This is a genomic window from Thaumasiovibrio clandestinus, from assembly GCF_047250365.1.
Lineage (GTDB): Bacteria > Pseudomonadota > Gammaproteobacteria > Enterobacterales > Vibrionaceae > Thaumasiovibrio.
On the sequence record NZ_JBLBVL010000010.1, the window covers coordinates 93,842 to 116,314 of the forward strand.

A 22,473-nucleotide genomic window follows, 5' to 3' on the forward strand; every position below is an offset into this window, starting at 1 on the left:
TTCTAATTTATTTTAATAATCTTGCTAAAGGCATCTTATTGTTGGAAGTATTCGTTAGGTAAATGCCACTGCTAACTCACTGAGTAGTGCAAATCCCTTCACCTCTAACCATGCCATTGCAACATCTTTAACTGGTGGTGTTTTCATTGCAGACACGCCTTTTACCACTAGCGCGATCAATAGCGCAACATCGATAATCGCATGCATCACCAACGTCAGTAATAATCGAGTACGTATAGCGTTACCTGTTAACGCCTGCTTAAATTCAGGTGACAATGCATTACTATCATTGGCTTTTACAATGATTTCTTTTTCTATGGACAAGGAGAGACGAGTTGAAAAAAATATGACACTCATATTAGCAATAAAAAATACCAACAACCCTATCGCGATTAAAATTGAGGAAAAAACATCCAAACGTGTAGCGGAATTTGAAAACAACCACCCACACACAGCAAAAATTGATACAGACCAAAATGCCCAATACCTATTAACCCGGGTTTCAACCATTTCCCGCAAGGTAAATAATTCATTCAAAGTCATAACATCTCCCTGTATATAACTCGAGCCCAATCAGCATACAAGACAGAACTAACTACTCATGTTTACTCTGCAGCAGCACGTTTGTCACTTTTTTTAGCCACTGCACCGCTATCAGGATGACGATTATTACGCATAGTTTCACCCAGAGCTTCTTCTAATTTGACAAATAACTCCAAAAAGTTAGCATTATACTTATTGTCTTCCGTGCTCTCTTTCCATGCTTGATACATCTTGTCTTTGCTTTGCATCTCAACCCCTAAAAACGCGGACTTCAACTGCTCAACGTGCTCAGACCTTTCACCCAAAGCTGCCAACGCCTGCCCGCCCATATTGAGTGCCGAGTAATAAGTCTCTGATATCACAAAATCCGCGCCAGCGAAGTGCAGTTCATACCCGTGGCCACGATCGTAAGCACGCGCCATCACTTTGACGTTTGGATAAGTGTGTTTAGTGTACTGCACGAGCGCAGTCGTGCGCGCTTGATCATCTAGTGCGACAATAAGTAGCTCTGCGTCAGCAATACCTGCTGTATGCAACAAATCAGGCCGAGTTGCGTCGCCAAAATACCCTATATTTTTTATCTTCCTAAGCCGCTCAATCAAAGGGGCATCATGATCGAGTACGACTGTTTTTACGCCATTAGCCACCAAGAAGCGGTTTACTATCTGCCCAAAACGTCCCATTCCAGCAATCAATACCGTCCCGTGGTCGTCAATCGTATCAGCCTCTTGTTCATTGGTCGTTTGCTCATAGCGAGGCAATATCACTTTCTCATAGATAATAAACAGCCCAGGCGTTAAAAACATCGACAGGGCAACAACCAACGACAGGATCTGCGTCAACTCCAACGGCAATACATGGTTTTGAGCCGAAAAACTAAGAAGTACGAAGCCAAACTCACCGGCTTGAGCAAGGCTTAGCGCTAACAACCACTTTGCGCTACCGCTCAATTTAAACAAGAAAGCTAAACACAGTAAAACAAGGGCTTTTAATGCAATAACCCCAGCTGTCAGCATAAGAACAGTGCCCACATTGTTGACCAGCATCGTAAAGTCGATACCTGCGCCAACAGTAATAAAGAACAAACCAAGCAACAGCCCTTTAAATGGCTCTATATTACTTTCTAATTCATGTCTAAATTCACTGTTTGCTAACACTACACCCGCTAAAAAGGTGCCTAGTGCTGGCGATAATTCAACAATGCTCATTAACGCAGCAATACCGATGACTAACATCAATGCAGCGGCGGTGAATATTTCCCTTAAGCCTGACTGGGCAACAAACCGGAATAGAGGCCGACTTAAGTAGTGCCCTCCTATTACGACTGCGCCAATAGAGATAACGATAATCAATGCATGTAACCAACCCGGTAAGTCAGCCACAAAACTGACAGACTCGTGATGTGCAGCAGCATTAGCCAATGCTTGCGATAATACGATAAGATCGGGTACTGCCAGTAATGGGATCAAGGCTAACATTGGGATCACAGCAATGTCTTGAAATAACAAAACCGAAAATGCCCCCCTGCCACCCTCTGTTTTAGCCAAGCCTTTTTCACTGAACGTCTGCAATACAATCGCTGTAGAAGAGAGAGAAAATATAAGCCCGATCGCTAACGCATATTGCCATGGTAAACCAAACCACGCTGCCAATAGGAAGATCAACCCTGTTGTAAGGCCAACTTGCAAACCGCCTAACCCCATCAAACGATGACGCATTTCCCATAACATGCGAGGCTCTAACTCTAAGCCAACCAAAAACAACATCATCACCACACCAAATTCAGCGAAGTGTTGAATTGTCAGTGTCTCCTCCCCGACTAACCCAATAACGGGTCCTATTACTACCCCCGCCAACAAGTAGCCCAGTACCGAGCCAAGGCCACACCGCTTGGCGAGTGGTACAGCAATCACCGCTGCACACAAATAGATGAATGCGTGAACAAAATAGACCGTCATCTTTTATCTCCTTCTAGATTGTTCACCCACTGTGGTGAGTAGAAACAGTCAACATTTACTGTAGCCCATTTCATTTATCCTGCTGCTAACGTCATCCATAATTCGCTGCGCTAAGTGTCTATTCTTGTTTATCATCACAAGATCAGATGGAATTAGTTAAAAAATCGCATTTTTCTGGCACTTTTCTGACACTTTTAGGTCTGTTATATGGTTGACTATGCTATTGTAATTCACTGCCTATACTCAGAAACAAAATGACTCGCATTTTTTGCGTCATTGTAATGAATGCTTGCAATTTTTCTTTTGTGACATTTCAAATCTGAGTTACGGTTAATGACAGTTAAATTTTTTGCTTTTCAAAGGTTTTTTCATGAATAACGCTGCCGCGATAATGCGACTCGCTTCTTTTACTACACTTCTGTCCGCTTCTGTGATTGCCGCACCAAGCGTGGTTCCCGATGCTCCGGCAGTGGCAGCGAAAGGTTACATCTTAATGGACTACCATTCAGGTCGAATCCTTGCACAGGAAAACCCTGATGATTCTTTAAACCCTGCAAGCTTAACCAAACTAATGACCAGCTATGTCATTGGTCAAGAAGTTAAACGGGGCAATATTTCACTCGAAGACAATGTCGTAATTAGTCAAAATGCATGGGCCCGTAACTTCCCAGACTCGTCAAAAATGTTTATTGAAGTCGGAAAATCCGTGCTTGCAGAAGACCTTAACCGCGGCATTATTGTTCAATCAGGTAATGATGCCTGTGTTGCAATGGCAGAGCACGTCGCTGGTTCAGAGGATGCGTTTGTTAGCCTAATGAACTCTTGGGCATCATCTCTTGGCTTGGCAAGTTCACAATTTCAAAATGCGCATGGTCTTGATGCTGATAACCAGTACACTACCCCAAGAGATATAGCGACGCTCGCGCGTGCGATTATCCGCGACGTACCTAATCAGCATAAATACTACAGCGAAAAATCTTTTACTTACAACGGCATCACACAAAATAACCGTAACGGGCTACTATGGGACAGAAGCCTTAACGTCGATGGCATGAAAACGGGTTACACCAAAGGCGCTGGCTATAACTTAGTGACTTCTGCTACACAAGGGCAAATGCGCCTTATCAGCGTGGTTATGGGTGCAAACAGTGCACGTAGCCGTGAAGCCGAGTCCAAGAAACTACTAAACTACGGTTTCCGCTTCTTTGAAACGGTTTCACCACATAAAGCTGAGCAAAGCATTGTTACCGAGCGTGTCTGGATGGGTGAAGAAAAAGAAGTTGCGTTGGGTGTAAGCGAAGATACATTCGTCACCATCATGCGCAGCCAGCGCTCATCACTTGCAGCGAATGCAGAGCTAGACGGCGAACTGGAAGCGCCTATCATGAAAGGCCAAGCGGTAGGTAAGCTGATTTATCAACTTGGCGATGATGTTGTTGCAGAAGTGCCGCTGATTGCATTAGAAGATGTTAATCGTGGTGGCTTTTTCACCCGCATTAAAGACATAATTATTCGATTCATTAAAGGATTGCTGAGCTAAAGCAGCAGTCAGCATCAACTTCTTTGATACAAAAACAGGAGCTAAAGGCTCCTGTTTTTTGATCTATCTATTTATTATAAAAGTCTTTTCTTCTATAAACATGGGCTACACTTATTGATATATTCTTTGGTGTGGAGTCGTGTATGTACAACCCTATCAACGCATCTATCCCGAATATAGAGGCGTGGCTAAGCAATAAACCAACACTTTCGACACAATTTCCTCACTGGCTTATTGCTGCCCCTAATGAGATTTTCACACCTCCGCTCACCGACATTAAACAACGTGCTATCAGTGAGTGGTATCTGGTTTGTGTCGAAATCAGCGCTACCTTTTCTAATAACGCACAAGAAAAGCAACAGTGGCTACAATTGGCTTACGCTTACTTACAGAAAATGGCCATTAACACCGACTACGATGCAGAGGTGAGAAAATGGTGTTTACTACGTTTAGATCGCTTAATTATTGCCTTACTAGAAGTATGCCCACAAACCAACAGCGATCCTACGTCGTTAATTGAGGCACATATTTCCTTCATGGGAGGACAAGGGCATAGAAACCTTCCCCGCCACTTAAAAACAACATCGTCCCAAGCAACGAGATAAACCGGCCCAATGTCACTGTATTATTGCCGTTCTGCTTAAACTATATTGCCCTCTTTGAAACATTTGAGCGACAAAGCTCACGAAAATCTTTGGGGGTTAAATCTGTGTGGCGTTTGAAAAACTTGGTCATGTTCGTCGCCTCTTTAAAACCAAGTTGTAACGAAATCTCAGCGATTGAATGCTGACTAAACGCCAACAAACGCTTAGCCTCTAACAGTACCCGATCATCTAAAAGTTCTTTCACACTTTTGCCTGAATAATCCTTGGCAATTTTATCTAACTGTTTCGCGCTTTTTCCCATCATATTTGCAACCGCACTGACAGGTGGTCGCTCAGTAAATACCTGCTCAATTTGGCTTTTAAGCGCATAATAACCACTATTATAACTTTGGCTACTATCATCATGCCGCAATGCTTCGTAATAAGGCACCACTTGCTTTAACATAATGACACGCATTAAGTGACGGATTATCTCTTCTCGGTAACGGTTCTGTTTGTTTTTATATTCCTGGCTAACTTGCTCAAAAAGCGATCGCAATATGTCATCCGTATCACTGATACAATTTACTTCTTGCAGCGCAGAGGCAATTAAGTCCTCAAAAGGATCTCCCCCTCTAGACTGTAAAAACGCATTATTAAACGAGATAACATATCCTTCAACTGAGGAATGCTCTGCAAAATGGTGTACTTGATGTCGACCCAAGGTCAACAAAGTGCCCGCTTTTATTGAATACCTTTTGTAATCAATAAAGTGATAACCCTCACCCGCAGTGATATACACCAGCGCATTAAATCGCAAGCGATGAGCTTTACCAATATATAACGCTTCACGTTGCTTGTAAAAGCGGGAAATTTTATTCACTTTTAATTCAAGACTATGGCTTGAAAAGTCTAAACTTACCGCTGGAATATCTTTATTTATCACATTGTCCCTAAACGACAAAAAAGGCGAAAACGCCCTTTTTGCTTCCTTTCTTTATATCATTATCCAATCAGTATTTTTGGCTAGATAACTGTTCACCAATTTTTTTATAGTCAATCTCAACGTCTAACTCTACAGTCCTTTCAACGCCAACACTAAACAGGTATAACGGTGCATCTTGTTGTGCCAAAGTGCTTTGAGCGACAAAATTCCCCCAAAGATGTGCCAAGATCAATCCCGTCGCGAAACAGTAAAAAACATACGTCATCGTCTTTCTCATGATTAACGCACTCCTTTGGCTTTTTCGCCTTGAGCTTCTTTTTTGAGCTGGCGACGTTGCTTTTCTCGTTGTTTCTGAGCTTGCTTGTACCACGTCTTATTAAACGTTAAAAAGTCGGTCATGGCTTTGATCGGGCACAATGTCTGACACCATGGACGCCTAACAAGTAATGACGTGAGTATGATCAAAATAGTAAGGACAAAAAGATACATCGTACCTATCATGCCAAACATAATGCCAAATGGTTCATAGGAAAACGCTACTGGATTACGGAAATATGCACCCAAGCATAATGTTGCTAACAATAAAAATCGTGGAAACCACAAAAAGGCACTGTGTTTCAATGTTGACGCTTTTGCATTACCAACTTTTGCCAAACACTGTTGTACTGCACCAAATGGGCACAAGTTCTGGCAATAGATATTTCTGTTGTAATATAAAATGTATCCGACACTTAACAGCAACAAAATTAACGGTGTGAAACTCGCTAAGCCTTGCCACCAAACGCCTGACATCAGCATCCCCATAGTGGCACTCGTATACAAACTGGCAGAGTAGAAGCCAAACAGGCCCATCGATATAGTCAACACAACCCAGTTAATCTGCACCTTATTTTTATGTCGAGTTCTGCTCGCCCACACCGCAATGGCAAATACTAACAAGGCAGCAGCATCTAGCCATTGCAAAGTAGCGAATACACTTTTCGGCTCAGATAAACGGAAATTAAATAGTTGCTCTCGAACTGGCTCGGCCGCACGATCAATCGCATCATTCAGCGCATTGGTTGTCAATGTCGCACCCGTTACACTATCAACGAGTACAGTACTTTCAATCGACTGGCCTAAAATACGATCTGCAATGCCACTCTGCATGACTTTATGTAGATAGCTTGATGTCTCTTTTGATGCAATAACAGCAAACGATTGAACCTTACCACTGGGTGAAACATTGATCCCAGCAGTCATTTCACCGCCATAACCGATGCCGTGCCCAACACTGATCCACTCAACCGTCTCTGACCCATCTTGAGCAACAGATACACCACGATAGCTATTCGAGCCAGTTGGTGTTAATTGCTCGGCTTGAAGCATTAAATGGGTGAGTTGTGCCAATTGATTATGCTGGTTGCGCTCTCCACCCAAATACCATGCTACAACGAATAACAAGATAGAGAAAATACTGAGTATTTTCTCTAGTTGTTTTGACTTTGAAGTTGATTTTTTCATGTTGTATCACTCCCCCGCACGTTCACTATACGGGGGATTTCCTTATTTACTGTACACCTAAGTCCTTGGGTTTAATCGCAATCAGTACCCGTAATAATATCGCACCAGCGATAATCAACAGAGTGCCAACAAAGCCAAGGAAATACCACCCTGCCATACCTTCATTCTCACCCAATAATGTGAATGCACCAGCAATGGTTAACATTAGAGAAAACCACCAGCCACCAACTAAGCACCATTTCCAAGCATTCATACCTAGACGGTACTCTTTAGCCCATTGGTTTGCACCGGCGAAAACCAGAACCTGCAGCGCACCTAGCGCCATCCAAAAAAGAGGATCAAGTATTGTTGATTGTGGAAACATTAAAAGCCCTCCCAGTTTCCGTCATATTCCCAAGTCTGTGTCACCTTCAAGTAGTTCTCACTACGTAACCACTCTGGTGGCTGGTGATAACCGGCAAAACGTCCACCATTCCAGTCACCATGGTAGGCGTCTGCATCAGGGTAATAGAAAAAGTTATGCTGCATCGCGAGCAGTGTTTTACGCGTAAGACCCGTTGGGTCGCGTGGATCGGCTTCCTTCACTAGAGCATGAATCCAGTTATTTTTCCGCGTATAAGGACACACCGCTATACAGACACGACAACCCATGGCTGTTTCGGTTGGCCCTTGACGCCATAGTGTCCAACAGCTGTCTTGGTTGAAGGCAAACTTGCGGTAACCACGCACTACGTCGTCTGGCTTATCTGCATAGCTAATTGATCCACTCGGGCAAGAATCAGCACAAATTTTACACTCTTCACAGAAGTGCTGAACTTTAATATCGATTGGCTTATCCGCTTCTAGATCCAAATCCGTGATCACTGCCGCCAAGCGAATATTTGGTCCTAGCTCCGGCGTTAATAAAATACCATTTCGAGATGCTTCACCCATACCAGCTTGAATTGCCAATGGTGGGACGATAATTTCGTAATCCGAACCTGGCCACTGTGGACGAGCGGCATAACCTAACTCTCCCAAATATGCCGCCATCAGACCCGATGCGTTTTTAGCTCTAAAATAGCCATCATACGAGGTGGAATAACCAATCGCAGCATACATTGGGTCCCAGTTCATCGGCGTACCGAAGATAATAACGTTCTTCCAGTGTTTAGGGATTGAGTCATCCCATTCTGGCATGCCGCGCATGGTATTTTTGAAGACAAAATTTGGATCGAGTTTGGTAATGCCTACAATACTCATCCCAAACTTAAACGCCATTTTTTTGATCAAATCTGAGGCGTGCGCTGGCGATTTAAACGCTTGTCTATCCCTTTTTACCCATTGAAAATCGACCTCATCCGGGTGACCTTTTGGTTTTGGTGGAAAGTTACTTGAAGACCCACGCATAAACGCAGCTGAATGCGCCCAACCTAATGCAAATTGATCGCGATGACGCTCAATATTTTGCTCGTGCTTAGCTTTTTCACTAAACGACTGCAACATGTCATCCCAACGCTCTGGGTAGCGAGAGTAGTACTCACGAATACGCTCATCTGGGATATCTCTCCAGTCTGTTGTTGGTACCCAGCCTTTTTTCATCAATGCAGATAAGGCCCGAGTGCGGTGGAACAAGAAGTCATTCCACTCTGGGCGTTCCAGCTTTCCTGCCACTTCTAATGTTGGCGCGGTTTCAACACGGAATGGTTCGCGGTTAAAGAACATATCTTTACCTGCTTCCGTACGACCCCAACCGACATTCGCATCTGGATCTCTACCCAATACAAATCCTGCACCAGCCGATGCACCAACAGTCGCTGCCGCAGCAGCGACACCTCCCATCTTTAAAAAATTACGACGAGACGGATTTACGGCGTCCTCGTTTATACTTTCTTTTTTCACATTTAACTCCAACTACTAGTCTATTACATTTACTGCAATACTATGGTGCTGCCTAATTTCATTGATCTGCTGACGATAAACCGTTCCATATTTAGGTGAAACTTTATTTAGCGCCGTTATAACGCCTTCCGCTTCTTTCCACTTTTTAGTATTAAAGTATGTTAAGAATAGCGCCTCTAAAAGTTCGCTTTCATGAGGGTCTAACGCGAGCAAACTGTTAATATCACTTTCTAATCCGTCCCACTGCTCAGCAGCAACGCATGCCTTAACCTTTAAATTAATCACATCGTAGGCATCTTGTATGACACTGGTATAGTGGGTAAATGCTTCAATCGCTTCTTCATAACGCTGGCACTGCAACGCTGAAATACCGCATAAACGGACCAGCTCCATTGACTCCATTTCATTATCAATTGACAACTGAATCCATTCTTCTGCTTTTTCTGTGTTCTTTAGCGCCAAATACGAACTGATCGCAGTTATGTATGTCGATACAATCGAATTGTCTAATGCAAATGCCTGTTCACAGTTCTCTGCCGCTAATTCAAATTCACTTTCTTGATAATAACAACCAGCAAGATTCTGATATGCGCCTGCAGCATCGGGCGTAAGCTCAACTAACTGTTTAAATTTATCGATCGCAGCAGAATTATTACCTGTATAGATATAACTAAAGCCTAGGTGACTCAAACACAAGGCGTTGCTGGAGTTCGACTCTACTCCTTGTTCAAACATAGACTTAGCGTAATCATGCTCGCCTATCTGCTGATAGATTAACCCCGTTTTTAGGTAGTATTCGTCTTCTGCAAGTTCAGGTTTAAAATAATTAATCAATGCCAATGCCAGCTGACACAACTTCGCTGACATCAGAATATTAAATACCGTCTCCATCTGTGTCAGAGTCAAACTGCCATTACGAATAACGTCTGCAAAAAAAGCAGTAAAGGCTTCATGCTCTAGCCAATCATTCTTATTGTTATCGCCTTCGTCGTTGATAGTACTAAATTGACTTTTAATAAAGTTATATTTGCTTCCTAGACTATCTTCGACATCACCATCGTATTCAAAACCACCAGTCTGCTGTTGAAGGTATTGATATAGCTCAAGCCATTTTCCATCGATCATTGTGTTACCTATCTTCTTCTAGTTAATACCATCGTACTTAATGTTAAAATGGTCAAAAGGTATGAAACGTCCCTAAAATGGTACTTTTTATCCCTTCTTCAGCAAATTTGATTACAGTCAATTACTGGTGATCCCGCATTGATAACAACTGCAAATAAGAAACAACCCAAGCATGCGCATAATCAAAATTAAAAACAAAAACATAACATTGATAATTGATAATACCATCGTTATTCATATTGCATGTGAAATAACCAGCTTCAGTCATGTCATGACTAAATATCATGATGCTAGTTGCTTTAAACTACCATGTAGTTATCTCTCAATAATTTAATACGGTGATTGCTATACAGATTAAAAACAAAGTAACCTTCTCACTTGCAACGCTTTTCAGTGATTACGAAATAATGGAATATGTATCATCATGACGAATACAATGCCTTGGCTACAAAGTTATCCAAGTAATGTTTCAGCTGAAATTAATGCTGATGAATTTGATTCAATTTTAGCCCTGTTAGAGCAAAGCTGTGCCAAATACGCAAATTATACTGCTTTCATCAATATGGGTAAAAAACTCAGTTATAACGAGCTAGACACCCACGCGACGGCCTTTGCTGCTTACTTACAGCAGACACTTAAAATGAAAAAAGGCGATCGCATCGCATTAATGATGCCAAATCTGCTCCAATATCCCATCGCCCTCTTCGGTGCTTTAAAAGCAGGGCTGGTCGTTGTCAATGTAAACCCTCTCTACACAGCTCGAGAACTACAACATCAATTACATGATAGCGGCGCAACTGCCATTGTCGCAGTGACCAACTTTGGCAATACACTGCAAAAAGTGATCAACGACACAAAAGTCCAACATGTTATTCTTACCAATATTGGCGACCAGCTGGCTCCTCATAAACGAACCGTGGTCAATTTTGTGGTCAAGCACATTAAAAAGATGGTGCCTAATTATCATCTGCCCAACGCAATATCCATGCGTCGTGTGCTGACAGAAGGAAAACAGCTTAACTATCAACGACCACAGCTTCGCGCTGAAGATAGTGCTTTCTTGCAGTACACTGGCGGCACAACTGGCACCGCGAAAGGGGCAGTGTTATCCCATCGAAACATTGTCGCCAATGTATTGCAGGTGTTTGCACACTTTGGGCCTCGCACACTAAAAGAAAAAGAGCGTGCCGTTACCCCCCTGCCGCTCTATCACATCTTTGCTAATACCGTCAGCATGATGCTATTTATGTACATGGGCGGGTGTAACATGCTTATCACTAACCCTCGTGACCTAGATGCTTTCGCTAAAGATCTAAAAGGCTACCCATTTACCATGATGTTTGGCCTAAACACGCTCTTTGTTGGGCTACTTAAACACGAAGGGTTTAGGCATGCCGACTTTTCGCATTGCCGCTTTACCATTGCTGGTGGCATGGCCACACAAAAAAGTGTCGCTGACGAATGGCAGGCTGTAACCAATATGCCGGTAATAGAAGGGTATGGCCTGACCGAGTGCTCGCCAGTTGTTGCTGGCGGATTAAATACACAACAGGCATTTGTTGATAATATCGGCGTTCCTTTACCGAGCACACAAATGCGCATCGTCGACGAGAAGGGTAATCCCGTCGCAACGGGAGAAACAGGTGAAATACAAATTCGCGGCCCGCAAGTCATGCAAGGTTATTGGAAAAATGAGCTTGAAACACGTGAATGCCTTAGCCCTGATGGCTGGTTAAGCTCGGGGGATATTGGTAGCATGGATGAGAAGGGATACTTCACCATTCGCGACCGTAAGAAAGACATGATTCTCGTTTCGGGTTTTAATGTTTATCCCTCTGAAATCGAAGCGGTTGCTCTATTACATCCCAGCATTCTCGAAGCCGCTGCAATTGGTATTCATGATGAGGTCGCGGGTGAAAGAGTGGCACTATTTGTCGTTGGCTTGGAAGACTTAACGCAAGAAGAAATTAGGCAACATTGTCGACAACACCTGACGGGGTATAAAGTACCGAAAGCCGTCACATTTTGCGATAGTTTGCCTAAGAGTAATGTCGGCAAAGTGTTGCGACGTGAACTAAAAGCACAATACGCACCGGACAGCTAATTTAACATCGCTCAGTTAGGCTACGTTACTGGGTCGCCTAACTGAACAACCGTTTAAAGCGCCCTAACTTCAATAACACCGACTTTTTGATATTAATGTCGTCTTAATACAACGCATAGCGTTATTTTAAACCCAGTTTTTTCAAAAAATATACCGCAGGACAGATCCCTGTAAATGCACTTTGAAGTAAATTAGCGCCAACGAATACGGTTAGCCATACAAAATTCGGGTGCAAGAAATGGCTCAATAGTAGTGACAACAGCACCATTGTTCCCGCTAAAGCTCGAACACCATTATCAATCGTCATCTTTTATCTCCCTCTTTGTTTGTTACATCTACTATAGCAAAGAATTTAGCAATTACTAATTTTTTACTTGCTAAATTAGCAAAAACTAATGATACTTTAAGTCATCTTATTGTCAGAGACGTGAGGTTGTGATGAACATAGATCCAATAGACATAGATTCAATGAACATCGATGCGATGAGAAGCAATTCAACGCAAGCAGCTGAGTTCTTAAAATCAATGGCTCATCCAGAAAGATTGATGGTCCTTTGCCAACTCATTGAAAATGAGCGGGGATTTACCGAGCTATGGCAAGCTTCGCAACTGAGTCAGTCAGCTTTTTCCCAACAGCTCAAAGTGCTGCGGCAACATCAGCTAGTGTCAGTGAGAAAGGAGTCACAGCAAGTGTTCTACTCACTGTCAGATGAGCGAATTAAGCTGCTGTTAAATACATTACATCGTGTATTTTGCGATATGCCACCTTCTTCACTTTAATGCATTAAAAACTGTGCGGGTTATCACTAACACCTTTTTACAACACGCAATAATATGGCTAAACAGTACTTATTGGAGGATAACATGAAACACAATCAGCACGGAGGCATCGTCCAAACAGTGATGAACAGCTTTTTTCCTCCAATCATTATCATTATCACGTTGATACTTGGAGGCGCTGCACTATGGCTTACTCCCAAAGAGGAAGATCCGCAAATTGTCGTGCCTATGGCCGATGTATTTGTTGACGCACCGGGGCTATCCGCCAAACAGATTGAAAAACAAGTCACCGAACCCTTAGAAAAACTGTTAAGCCAAATTGATGGTGTTGAGTATGTATATTCATCCTCAATGGAGAATCAAGCACATGTCATTGTTCGCTTTTATGTTGGAGAAGAACGCGAAGCTGCGTTGGTAAAGCTCTACAATAAGCTTTATTCTAACCAAGATCGCATTCCAAGCTCAGTGACCACTTGGGCCGTTAAACCGATTGAGATTGATGATGTGCCCATTGTTGTTGCCGCGCTGTATTCAACCGATCCAGACAGCATCGATCACTTCGGTCTGCGACGCATTGCCGAACAAGCAACCCAAAACCTAAACGCGCTACACCACACGAATGCCGTCTCGGTTATTGGCGGACAAAATCGATTAGTTGAAGTTGCCTTGGACAGTGCCGCAATGGCAAGCCGTAAGACAACATTTGAAGACTTGCGCAATGCGTTCAACCTCTCGCATAACAAAGTGTCAGCTGGCACAGCGCATATCAATAATACACGCTTCGTATTAGAAAGTGGGCACTTCTTTCATTCTGCAGAGGAGCTAGAACGCGTAGTGGTCAACGTTATTAATGGTAAGCCTGTCTTTCTGGGGGATATTGCCGACATACTTGATGGCCCACAAGAAGCGACTACCGATACCTGGTTCCAAGCCGGGGGAGAAGATGGTGAGCCTAGCGAGGTACGTCCAGCGGTTTTTATCTCTGTCGCTAAGCAAAAAGGCGCTAACGCCGTCACTGTGTCACGCGCTGTTGTCCAAGAACTCGAGCGAATTAAAGCTGAGCAAATGCCAAGCAGTGTAGAACTCTCTATTATTCGTGATTATGGTCATACTGCAGACGACAAAGTCACTAACCTTGTTGCCAGTCTTGGTATCTCTATTCTCACTGTGGTTGTTTTTGTTGGCCTGTTTCTTAATTGGCGTAGCGCACTGGTGGTTGGTATCGCCATACCTATCAGTTACGGTGCGGCATTAGGAATGGACTTTCTATTTGGTTACTCCATTAACCGCGTTACACTATTTGCATTGATACTCGCATTAGGCTTAATCGTCGATGACCCTATTGCCAGTATCGATAATATTGAGCGCTATTTAAAACAAAAGGGCCTAGCGCGAGGCAAGGCGATTGTATTAGCAATGGCAGAGATACGTAGTGCACTTTTGATGTCTACTGTTGCTATTGTGATTGTTTTTACGCCCATGTTTTTTATTACTGGCATGATGGGCCCCTATATGGCGCCGCTGGCATTCAACGTGCCCATCAGTGTTATTTTTAGTACTTTCGTGGCCTTTTTCATTACGCCTTGGCTGGCAAAGAAAATTCTTGTCCAAGCGCACAGCGCGTCTGTTTATGATATTAAATCAACCCTGCTATACCGAGGCTATCGACGCTTACTGCTTCCGTTATTAACCAGCAGAAAAAACAGTCGGCTGTTTCTTGTGGTTGTTGCTGCGCTTTTTGTTGCTGCAGCACTGCTTCCAGCCTTGCGCTTAGTGCCGTTGAAGCTGTTGCCATTCGACAATAAAAATGAGTTTCAGCTTGTTTTAAACATGCCAGAGCAGTCAGGGTTCACAGACACATCCAATGTATTAAGAGAACTGTCTACCTATTTGGTACGCGTTCCAGATGTTGTCTCTGTTTCTGGTTTTGCGGGGGTGGCATCGCCGATGGACTTTAATGGCATGGTTCGCCACTACTTTATGCGAAATGAGCCTTATCAAGGAGAGTTACGGGTTGTTCTTGCTGACAAACACCAACGGCAACAACAATCTCACGAACTCGTTATTCGCCTTCGCGATGACCTAGAAAACATTGCTCGCCGGCACTCCGCTGAGATACAACTGGTTGAAACTCCGCCGGGACCACCTGTTATCGCCACCATTACGGCTGAAGTGTATGGTAAAGACACCACAGATTATTCGCGCTTACAGCAGCAAGCTGCACTTGTTGCCCAGCGTCTAACACAAGAAATTGGCGTTACTGAAGTTGATACTACTATTCAAGGGCCATTGACGCGTTGGCGGTTTATTATCGACCAAGAAAAAGCCGCAACATCCGGCGTTTCTGTCTATGACATAAATAAGACCATCCGTGCAGCCAATATGGGCGGTCACTTAGCAGTTCTGCATGCGGAAAATGAAATTAACCCACTCAATGTACAACTTCGATTACGAAAAGAGGATCGAGATAGCTTAAGCCAACTGGAAAATTTATACGTTCGAGGTCAGGCTGGTATCAGTAAATATGTTACCAATACTGCTGTCGAAGATGCTCCTCAACCCCTAGTTCAACTGTCTGAGCTCGGCCACTTTGTTGAAGAGCCTATTAATCAACCGATCTACCACAAAAACCTAAAACCCGTTGTTTATGTCTTCGCCGAGCCGGTTGGGCGCGTACCTGGTGAAGTCATTGCCGATGTTGTCGCCGATCTCAACGCCGAGACAGGCCCTTATGTTGCCGTTAAAAACCGCACCTACTTCAACAACGGCGCTGGCAATGGTTGGACATTAGATGACGATATTTCCGTCGTTTGGAGTGGTGAAGGCGAGTGGAAAATTACCGTCGATGTGTTTAGAGACCTTGGCTTGGCCTATGCTGCAGCCCTACTTGGCGTGTTTATTGTCATGCTAATACAAACCGGATTACCTGCTGTTTCTGGGATCATTATGCTAGCCATACCACTCACCGTCATTGGCATAATGCCCGGGTTTTGGCTGCTTAACGTATTTTCGAGTCCCATCAACGGCTACCCCAATCCAGCCCTATTTACTGCCACCGCCATGATTGGAATGATTGCTCTGGCAGGCATTGTTGTTCGAAACTCACTGGTGCTTATTGAGTTCATTCATCAATCACTGCGTGATGGCAAACCACTACAAGATGCGTTAATAGAATCTGGCGCCGTTCGCATGCGACCTATATTGCTCACAGCAGGAACAACCCTACTGGGTAATATCGTTATTACACTCGACCCGATATTTAATGGCTTAGCATGGTCGATTATCTTCGGAATAACTGCATCCACGGTATTTACGTTGCTCGTTGTTCCCGTGGTCTACCACTTAGCCTACGCCAATACGACAGGCCATGGTTTACCTAACCAAGAGGAAGAGGAATGAACATATCAAACAAACTACTAGGCCCCCTTCTATTTATCATCTTAGGGATTTTATTCTTGTTCATGGCCGGTATTTTTACAGACAAATTACCTGAACAATACGACAATAAAACAGCGCTCTCGCCTTCAAACCAGCAAGTGAAACTAGAAAGCCAGCTTGAAGCTGTGCTCTCGACCTATACTGGGACGGTTGTTGCGGAACAAAGCGCGGTACTCTCTTCCCGTATAATCGCACGTGTTGCCGAAATATTGGTTGAACCCGGCGATAAAGTTCTACGCGGCGATGTACTTATACGTTTGGAAAGTGCCGATCTTGATGCTCGCGTTATTCAAAACGAACAAGCGGTATCTGCGGCACAAGCACAATTAAACGCAGCACGTAAAGAGCACGTACGTGTGCAAACTTTGGTTGAGAAAAAACTATTGTCTCAATCACAATTAGATAAAGCAGAAAGCCAACTCAAAACCGCTAACTCCAACTTTCGCCAAGCTCAAGCTTCTGTTACTGAAGCGCAAACAACCTTTGGGTACAGCGTGATAACAGCACCATTTGATGGTCTCATTACGGCAAAAACTGTCAATGTTGGTGATACCGCATCAATTGGCACGCAACTATTGAGCATGTATAACCCTAACTCATTACAGCTACAAGTCGATATCCCAGAATCCGTCATATCGAGCATTTCACTCAACGATACCTTAGAGATTTCTATACCGACATTTGGATATCACGAAAATGCAACAGTAGAGCAAATCCAACCATCGGCAGATAAAACCTCTCGCAGCTTTGTGGTCAAACTGACGATAGGTTCAGCAACGGTGTACCCCGGAAGCTATGGTGTGGCAACAGTAAAAACAGGTGAGGAGTATGTTCTAAGAGTACCGGAGCAGGCGGTGCATATGATCGGTCAATTACATTATGTGGATGTCATTGAAGATAACCGCTTACAACGCCGACTGGTTCAACTTGGCGATGAATATCGTGTACGCCAAGGGCTCGAGAGTGGCGATAGTGTACAGTTAAAACAGCTTAATACGCCGTAGCCACGGCAGATTTCAATATAATGCGGGTGAATCCACACATGGTAGGCCCGCCGTCATTTCGCTGATTTTATATCACGGCTTTATCAATCCCAAGATATGCGTATAATCGCCCTCCTAATTGTCATTCCAGTTTAAATGAGTTTCCAATGTCTAAATTTTTTTTCAAAGGTCGTAAAGAAGTCATGCAAAGTCACGCGGTTGCTGGCTATAACGTCAACCGCGAAGTAAAAGCGGGGACCGAAGAAGCGCCAATTTCTGTTGTCGTTAACAGCGAAACGCGTAAAGCAGACATTGAGGCATTGGTGGCACAGCACGCTATTGTTGCAAACATCGAGATCGATGCAGACAAAGAAGAGTACACCGTCGAGCTTGATACGTTACTTAACAAGCCATCAACCGTAACCTTCGAGAAAACCCCAAACCGCAACGACCCATGCTCTTGCGGCAGTGGTAAAAAATATAAGAAGTGCTGCGCATAAACTTGAAAAGCCGCTTAATGAAGTGTCCAATTTTACGAGGTCATTTCATAAAGCGGCTTTTTTACTTCTGAGCACATTAACGCTGCAACAAGTGCAGTTACAACAACTGTGGCAAACATAAAAAGATTGGCATGCTTCTAATTTGGAAACACAAATCATCCGTAAACGAGAAACAAAGGACAATAAGTCGACGTGCATATAGTTAATATTTCACTTGGTCACTGACTTTGCCCTACGATACCTGTTTACATCCTATCGCGGTGATGAGATGTTAAAAAATCAATCTCAGGGCCCTTCGGTATCACCCGTGTGGGGTTAATCATTTCATGGCTGCCGTAATAGTGCGCCTTGATGTTAGCCATATTGACTGTGGAGGCGACACCCGGCTGTTGATAGAGATCGCGTAGATAACCCCACAAATGAGGATAATCGACAATCCGTTTCAAATTACATTTGAAGTGGCCAACATATACCGCATCAAAGCGGACTAATGTGGTAAACAGACGCCAATCCGCTTCTGTAATATGCTTCCCAGTCAAAAAGCGCCGCTGCGACAAATGCATTTCAAGTGAATTGAGTGCCTCAAACAAGTCGATAACTGCTTCATCATAAGCGGCTTGTGTTGTTGCAAAACCCGCACGATACACACCATTATTAATAGAGGAATAAATCACCTCATTCAACTCATCAATCTTTTGCTGTAAGTGATGCGGATAAAAATCCACAGCAGTGGCACCAACATCATCAAATGCCGAGTTAAACATGCGAATAATCTCAGCAGATTCATTATTCACAATCGTTTGCGTTTTTTTATCCCAAAGCACTGGGACTGTCACTCTTCCTGTGTAATCAGGATCGGCATGCGTATAGATTTGATGTAAAAACGATGCGTAATAGATAGGGTCTTCTACTACATCATCGTCAGGCTCAAAACTCCAACCTTGGGCGCCCATAATTGCATTGACAACAGACATCGATATCATGCTCTCTAGCCCCTTGAGCTTGCGATAAATGATCGTACGGTGCGCCCAAGGACAAGCTAGTGAAACATAGAGGTGATAGCGATTAGGCTCTGCTTTAAAGCCCCCATTCCCAGACGCCCCTGCGCTGCCATCTTTTGTAACCCAGTGACGAAAGCTTGATGCTTTACGCTCAAATCGCCCTTCACTCGATTTGGTGTCATACCAGTCAGTGTGCCACTCTCCATCCACTAACAGCCCCATCTCTATGCTCCTATTCTTAACCAACTCTGCCTTACCCTAGCCTTTTAATGACCAGCCGCACAATAAGCAACGGGCATCTAAAAGTAGTTTAGACCAATGTTGAGCAACAACTCGTAGCGAAAAGCAATAGCTACCCTATGTTACATCTAGATGATTATCACTACTTTTCTCTTCATTCTTATTACCATTTTGGATAATTTTGTTATCAAGCTCACCTTTTGCCATTTACATCAAAAAAATAAGCAACCCGTTGCATGCTCGAGTCTATGCTTACAGCATTACGATTAAGGGGGCTAATTATGCTACTTCGCAAACACCTACTTCTAAGAACAATAAGCAAGTTTATATCTATTTTTCTCGTTGTAGTTTTATCTGGATGCTTTGGCAACAGTAACTCAGAAGAGTCACAGACAACCATTCCAGCAAGAGACATCGAACTAATTATTTATGTTGAAGATATTATTAATGGTAGTGATCTCAGTGAAATTGATATCGCAGCAGATCTCAATTTAGTAGGCCAAGACGACGACACTCAGATTTTAGTAAAAGATATCAACCAACTAAGCGTTGCTAAATGGTCTGAAAATGAAAGTGTTCAAATAGGTGATATTAAAGTCCCTGCGGTCGGAGTTTTACATTTAATTGTCACAGCAGATGAAATGATTCGAAGTATTACGCATAAGGCTGAACTCAACATCGCTTTAGAATCAAACGCATACTTCTTTCAAACTCTTACCATTGACTTACTCTCTAGTGAAACGACACAACAGCATTCCATTCAACTACTGGCCAGAACTAACGCTCAAGACACCCCCCACCTTTACGTGGAGCAGAGCATCAGTCTAAGCAACAATACCCTAAGTAGTGATGTCATATTAACAAGCCCACCGCTTATGGACGGTTCACCAGCCGCATTGATATTAGATGGCGCATCATTTTCCTTGAATATACCTTCTGGCACTGAACTATTGGGGCCTGATGGTCTTCCTTTTGAGGCAGATGGTGAGGTCACTATCTCAGCCATGTTGCTATCTGCTGACCCAAAAGGAGAAACGGCTCCTGCCAATAGCCCTTTATTAAACTTTCCTGGAGGGATGAACATTGATTCTTTGCTTGGCGATGGTCCTGACGGCGCCGATTTAAGTAACGGCTTTTATTTTATTAGTGCTGGCCTTGTCGTAATTGAGATTCGTGATACTGCGGGTAATCAAGCAACTGGTTTTAAAGGAGGTGTCGCTGAATTAACAATGAATGTACCGAAGAGTACAACTAACCCTAATACTGGCTTACCCTTATCAGAATCTGATATCAGTATTCCTTTATGGGGCTACAGCGAGTATGAACAGGGATGGCGATATGAAGGAGAAGCACTAATCTCGGGAAGCAGTGATAATACCCTAACCGTCACTACCGAACTCAGTCATTTATCACGCTATAACCTCGACTGGTATGGACAAGATCGTTGCTGGCTTGATGTCGATGTCGTAGATGCGCAGGGAACAGCTAATAATCAAAGCCTACGATTAGCCTTCTCTAAAACCGGTGGCGGTTGGGCTTATACCGCATCTGGTTGGGGGGAGCCATTAAACAACCTAAATATTGCTCGTGTTCCTGCGTTTGGAGGTACAGTAGACTTCCTTGATAGTAGTGGTAATAGCATACTCGCTTCCATTGAGGCAGATGGACAAGTTTATAATGCCAATACTGACGGAGGGGTCACTCTCGAAGATTTTTGTTTTGGTGTCACAAGCAATCAAACCAAGTCAATTAAAGCGACATTAAGTATAAATAACCCACCGCGCATTGATCTCAATCTGTCACTTTCTGCTGTATGTCCTATTGATGATACGCTAACATCTGACGTAAGCGGAGGGCGGTACTATTTACGAGAGGGGTATTCATGGGTTTCCAGAGGAGAGCTGTCATCTAATAGTCTAACTTTTAGTAACCTAATAGAAGGTGGAACTTATACGTTATTTTATTATGGCAATTCAATTCGAGCGTCAAAGGAATTTATCGCGACTGACGAATTAACAGAATTACAACTGCATAATTTAGCTAACTGCCCCACAGTAAGTCAAACCGCTGAATTCTCACTCGTATGTTTAGACGATCAGCAACAAGTATTAAAATCACGCCCTGCCGCAAGCAGCTGGTTTTGGTTATATGACACAGGTTACAGTCAATACCATTATGGTTCTGCAGATGATTCAGGGCTTTCAACGTTAGAGTCCGTCGTTGAGAGCATTAATTACTATATCTATGCTTATAATCGTTTTAATGGACGTTATTGGAGATCAGGCAGACAAGAATTTACTGTCAGTCAAGATAGTGTGGCGAATATCCACCTCCCGCTCGACTCAAATCAAGACTGGTGTCTAAATGACGACCCTATCGATTTTGCACAATCAACCATCACTGCTAGCCCATCAATAGCCAAAGCAGATGGCACTTCTCAAATATCAATTCTCGTTCAAGAAAAAGATGAGTTCGGTAATGATAGAAGCAGTAACACTGGCACTCTCACATTAAACTTTGACCCAAGTAATGGAGCAGATATTGTGTCTATCACATCAAATGATGATGGTAGCTACAATGCGATATTGACTTCAGAAACGAGCGGTAGTGTTAATGTTATTGCGCTTGTCGACGATACACCCCTGGAAAATAGCGCTAATGTCCAATTTCAGGCTGACATTGATCTTAGCAACTCTGTATTCTCACTGTCACAGTCCTCTGCTGCAGCCGATGGCAGTGCAGTAATTACCGCTAATCTACAGCTTAACGATTATGCGGGCAGTGCCTTTAGCGGTGATGTCAGTAAGGTAAATATCGCGCTGGCAAGCGGCACCGCAACAGCTGGCACCCTTAGTGATAATGGCAACGGCAGTTACAGTGTTAACTTTACCTCTACCACTGCGGGCAATGTCAGCATTAGTGCCACCTATGACGGAACACCTATCGGCAGCGCACAAGCAGCGAGTTTTAGTGCCGCGCTTGATCTTAGCCAGTCAACCTTTGGCTTAACGTCAAGCAGCGCCGCAGCCGATGGCAGTGCAGTAATTACCGCTAATCTACAGCTTAACGATTATGCTGGCAGTGCCTTTAGCGGTGATGTCAGTAAGGTGAGTATCGCGCTGGCAAGCGGCACCGCAACAGCTGGTACCCTCAGTGATAATGGCAACGGCAGTTACAGTGTCAGCTTTACCTCTACCACTGCGGGCAATGTCAGCATTAGTGCCACCTATGACGGAACACCTATCGGCAGCGCACAAGCAGCGAGCTTTAGTGCCACGCTTGATCTTAGCCAGTCAACCTTTGGCTTAACGTCAAGCAGCGCCGCAGCCGACGGCAGTGCAGTAATT

At 43.7% G+C, this 22,473-nt stretch carries 18 protein-coding genes; 8 read left to right on the forward strand and 10 right to left on the reverse strand.

Annotation, left to right across the window (positions count from 1 at the left end):
• Positions 1-54: 54 nt before the first annotated feature.
• Positions 55-543, reverse strand: coding sequence for a hypothetical protein (locus ACKLNH_RS14060; protein ID WP_413112896.1), 489 nt, complete (start codon positions 541-543; stop codon positions 55-57).
• A 62-nt stretch (positions 544-605) separates the two neighbouring features.
• The gene (locus tag ACKLNH_RS14065; RefSeq protein WP_413112897.1) at positions 606-2,501 is read right to left on the reverse strand and encodes a monovalent cation:proton antiporter-2 (CPA2) family protein; all 1,896 of its coding nucleotides are present in this window, start codon (positions 2,499-2,501) and stop codon (positions 606-608) included.
• Positions 2,502-2,871: 370 nt separating this feature from the next.
• On the opposite strand from ACKLNH_RS14065, the gene ACKLNH_RS14070 reads away from it, so the two are divergent.
• Together ACKLNH_RS14070 and ACKLNH_RS14075 are read left to right on the forward strand one after the other, a co-directional pair.
• Positions 2,872-4,041, forward strand: a complete 1,170-nt coding sequence (locus tag ACKLNH_RS14070; protein WP_413112898.1) for a serine hydrolase — start codon at positions 2,872-2,874, stop codon at positions 4,039-4,041.
• Between the two features lie 143 nt (positions 4,042-4,184).
• On the forward strand, positions 4,185-4,646 hold the full coding sequence (locus ACKLNH_RS14075) for a hypothetical protein (protein WP_413112899.1): 462 nt from the start codon (positions 4,185-4,187) through the stop codon (positions 4,644-4,646).
• A 40-nt stretch (positions 4,647-4,686) separates the two neighbouring features.
• Here the strand turns inward: ACKLNH_RS14075 and ACKLNH_RS14080 are convergent, their stop codons facing one another.
• The 6 genes from ACKLNH_RS14080 to ACKLNH_RS14105 form a co-directional block, all read right to left on the reverse strand.
• Positions 4,687-5,571, reverse strand: a complete 885-nt coding sequence (locus ACKLNH_RS14080) for an AraC family transcriptional regulator (protein WP_413112900.1) — start codon at positions 5,569-5,571, stop codon at positions 4,687-4,689.
• 67 nt (positions 5,572-5,638) lie between these two features.
• Positions 5,639-5,848: a hypothetical protein gene (locus ACKLNH_RS14085; RefSeq protein ID WP_413112901.1), complete on the reverse strand. Its 210-nt coding sequence runs from the start codon at positions 5,846-5,848 to the stop codon at positions 5,639-5,641.
• 2 nt (positions 5,849-5,850) lie between these two features.
• Positions 5,851-7,074, reverse strand: coding sequence for an FMN-binding protein (locus ACKLNH_RS14090; RefSeq protein ID WP_413112902.1), 1,224 nt, complete (start codon positions 7,072-7,074; stop codon positions 5,851-5,853).
• A 46-nt stretch (positions 7,075-7,120) separates the two neighbouring features.
• On the reverse strand, positions 7,121-7,438 hold the full coding sequence (locus tag ACKLNH_RS14095) for a hypothetical protein (protein ID WP_413112903.1): 318 nt from the start codon (positions 7,436-7,438) through the stop codon (positions 7,121-7,123).
• A complete protein-coding gene (locus tag ACKLNH_RS14100) occupies positions 7,438-8,955 on the reverse strand; it encodes a 4Fe-4S dicluster domain-containing protein (protein WP_413112904.1) in 1,518 nt (505 codons plus the stop codon). Before ACKLNH_RS14100 ends, ACKLNH_RS14095 begins: the two co-directional genes overlap by 1 nt.
• 15 nt (positions 8,956-8,970) lie before the next feature.
• Positions 8,971-10,080, reverse strand: a complete 1,110-nt coding sequence (locus ACKLNH_RS14105; protein WP_413112905.1) for a tetratricopeptide repeat protein — start codon at positions 10,078-10,080, stop codon at positions 8,971-8,973.
• A 424-nt stretch (positions 10,081-10,504) separates the two neighbouring features.
• Here ACKLNH_RS14105 and ACKLNH_RS14110 point away from each other — a divergent pair, with 424 nt between their 5' ends.
• Complete coding sequence (locus tag ACKLNH_RS14110; RefSeq protein ID WP_413112906.1) at positions 10,505-12,184, forward strand: AMP-binding protein; 1,680 nt, start codon at positions 10,505-10,507, stop codon at positions 12,182-12,184.
• Positions 12,185-12,305: 121 nt separating this feature from the next.
• Here the strand turns inward: ACKLNH_RS14110 and ACKLNH_RS14115 are convergent, their stop codons facing one another.
• The gene (locus ACKLNH_RS14115; protein WP_413112907.1) at positions 12,306-12,491 is read right to left on the reverse strand and encodes a YgaP family membrane protein; all 186 of its coding nucleotides are present in this window, start codon (positions 12,489-12,491) and stop codon (positions 12,306-12,308) included.
• A 131-nt stretch (positions 12,492-12,622) separates the two neighbouring features.
• Between ACKLNH_RS14115 and ACKLNH_RS14120 the strand changes: the two genes are divergently transcribed.
• The 4 genes from ACKLNH_RS14120 to ACKLNH_RS14135 all read left to right on the forward strand — a co-directional run bounded on the left by ACKLNH_RS14120 (position 12,623) and on the right by ACKLNH_RS14135 (position 17,885).
• Positions 12,623-12,964 carry an ArsR/SmtB family transcription factor gene (locus ACKLNH_RS14120; protein ID WP_413112908.1) on the forward strand — a complete coding sequence of 114 codons (342 nt, stop codon included), beginning with the start codon at positions 12,623-12,625 and terminating at the stop codon, positions 12,962-12,964.
• Between the two features lie 84 nt (positions 12,965-13,048).
• Entirely contained in the window at positions 13,049-16,363 is a 3,315-nt protein-coding gene (locus ACKLNH_RS14125) for an efflux RND transporter permease subunit (RefSeq protein WP_413112909.1), read from the forward strand.
• Positions 16,360-17,406 (forward strand): efflux RND transporter periplasmic adaptor subunit, encoded by a 1,047-nt coding sequence (locus tag ACKLNH_RS14130; RefSeq protein WP_413112910.1) that lies wholly within the window; start codon positions 16,360-16,362, stop codon positions 17,404-17,406. The genes ACKLNH_RS14125 and ACKLNH_RS14130 overlap by 4 nt, the downstream gene beginning before the upstream one ends.
• A gap of 146 nt (positions 17,407-17,552) precedes the next feature.
• On the forward strand, positions 17,553-17,885 hold the full coding sequence (locus tag ACKLNH_RS14135) for a PBPRA1643 family SWIM/SEC-C metal-binding motif protein (protein WP_413112911.1): 333 nt from the start codon (positions 17,553-17,555) through the stop codon (positions 17,883-17,885).
• A 245-nt stretch (positions 17,886-18,130) separates the two neighbouring features.
• On the opposite strand, the gene ACKLNH_RS14140 is transcribed toward ACKLNH_RS14135, so the two are convergent.
• On the reverse strand, positions 18,131-19,108 hold the full coding sequence (locus ACKLNH_RS14140) for a glutathione S-transferase family protein (protein ID WP_413112912.1): 978 nt from the start codon (positions 19,106-19,108) through the stop codon (positions 18,131-18,133).
• A gap of 299 nt (positions 19,109-19,407) precedes the next feature.
• Between ACKLNH_RS14140 and ACKLNH_RS14145 the strand changes: the two genes are divergently transcribed.
• On the forward strand, positions 19,408-22,473 hold a 3,066-nt coding region (locus tag ACKLNH_RS14145), incomplete at its 3' end, for an Ig-like domain-containing protein (protein ID WP_413112913.1).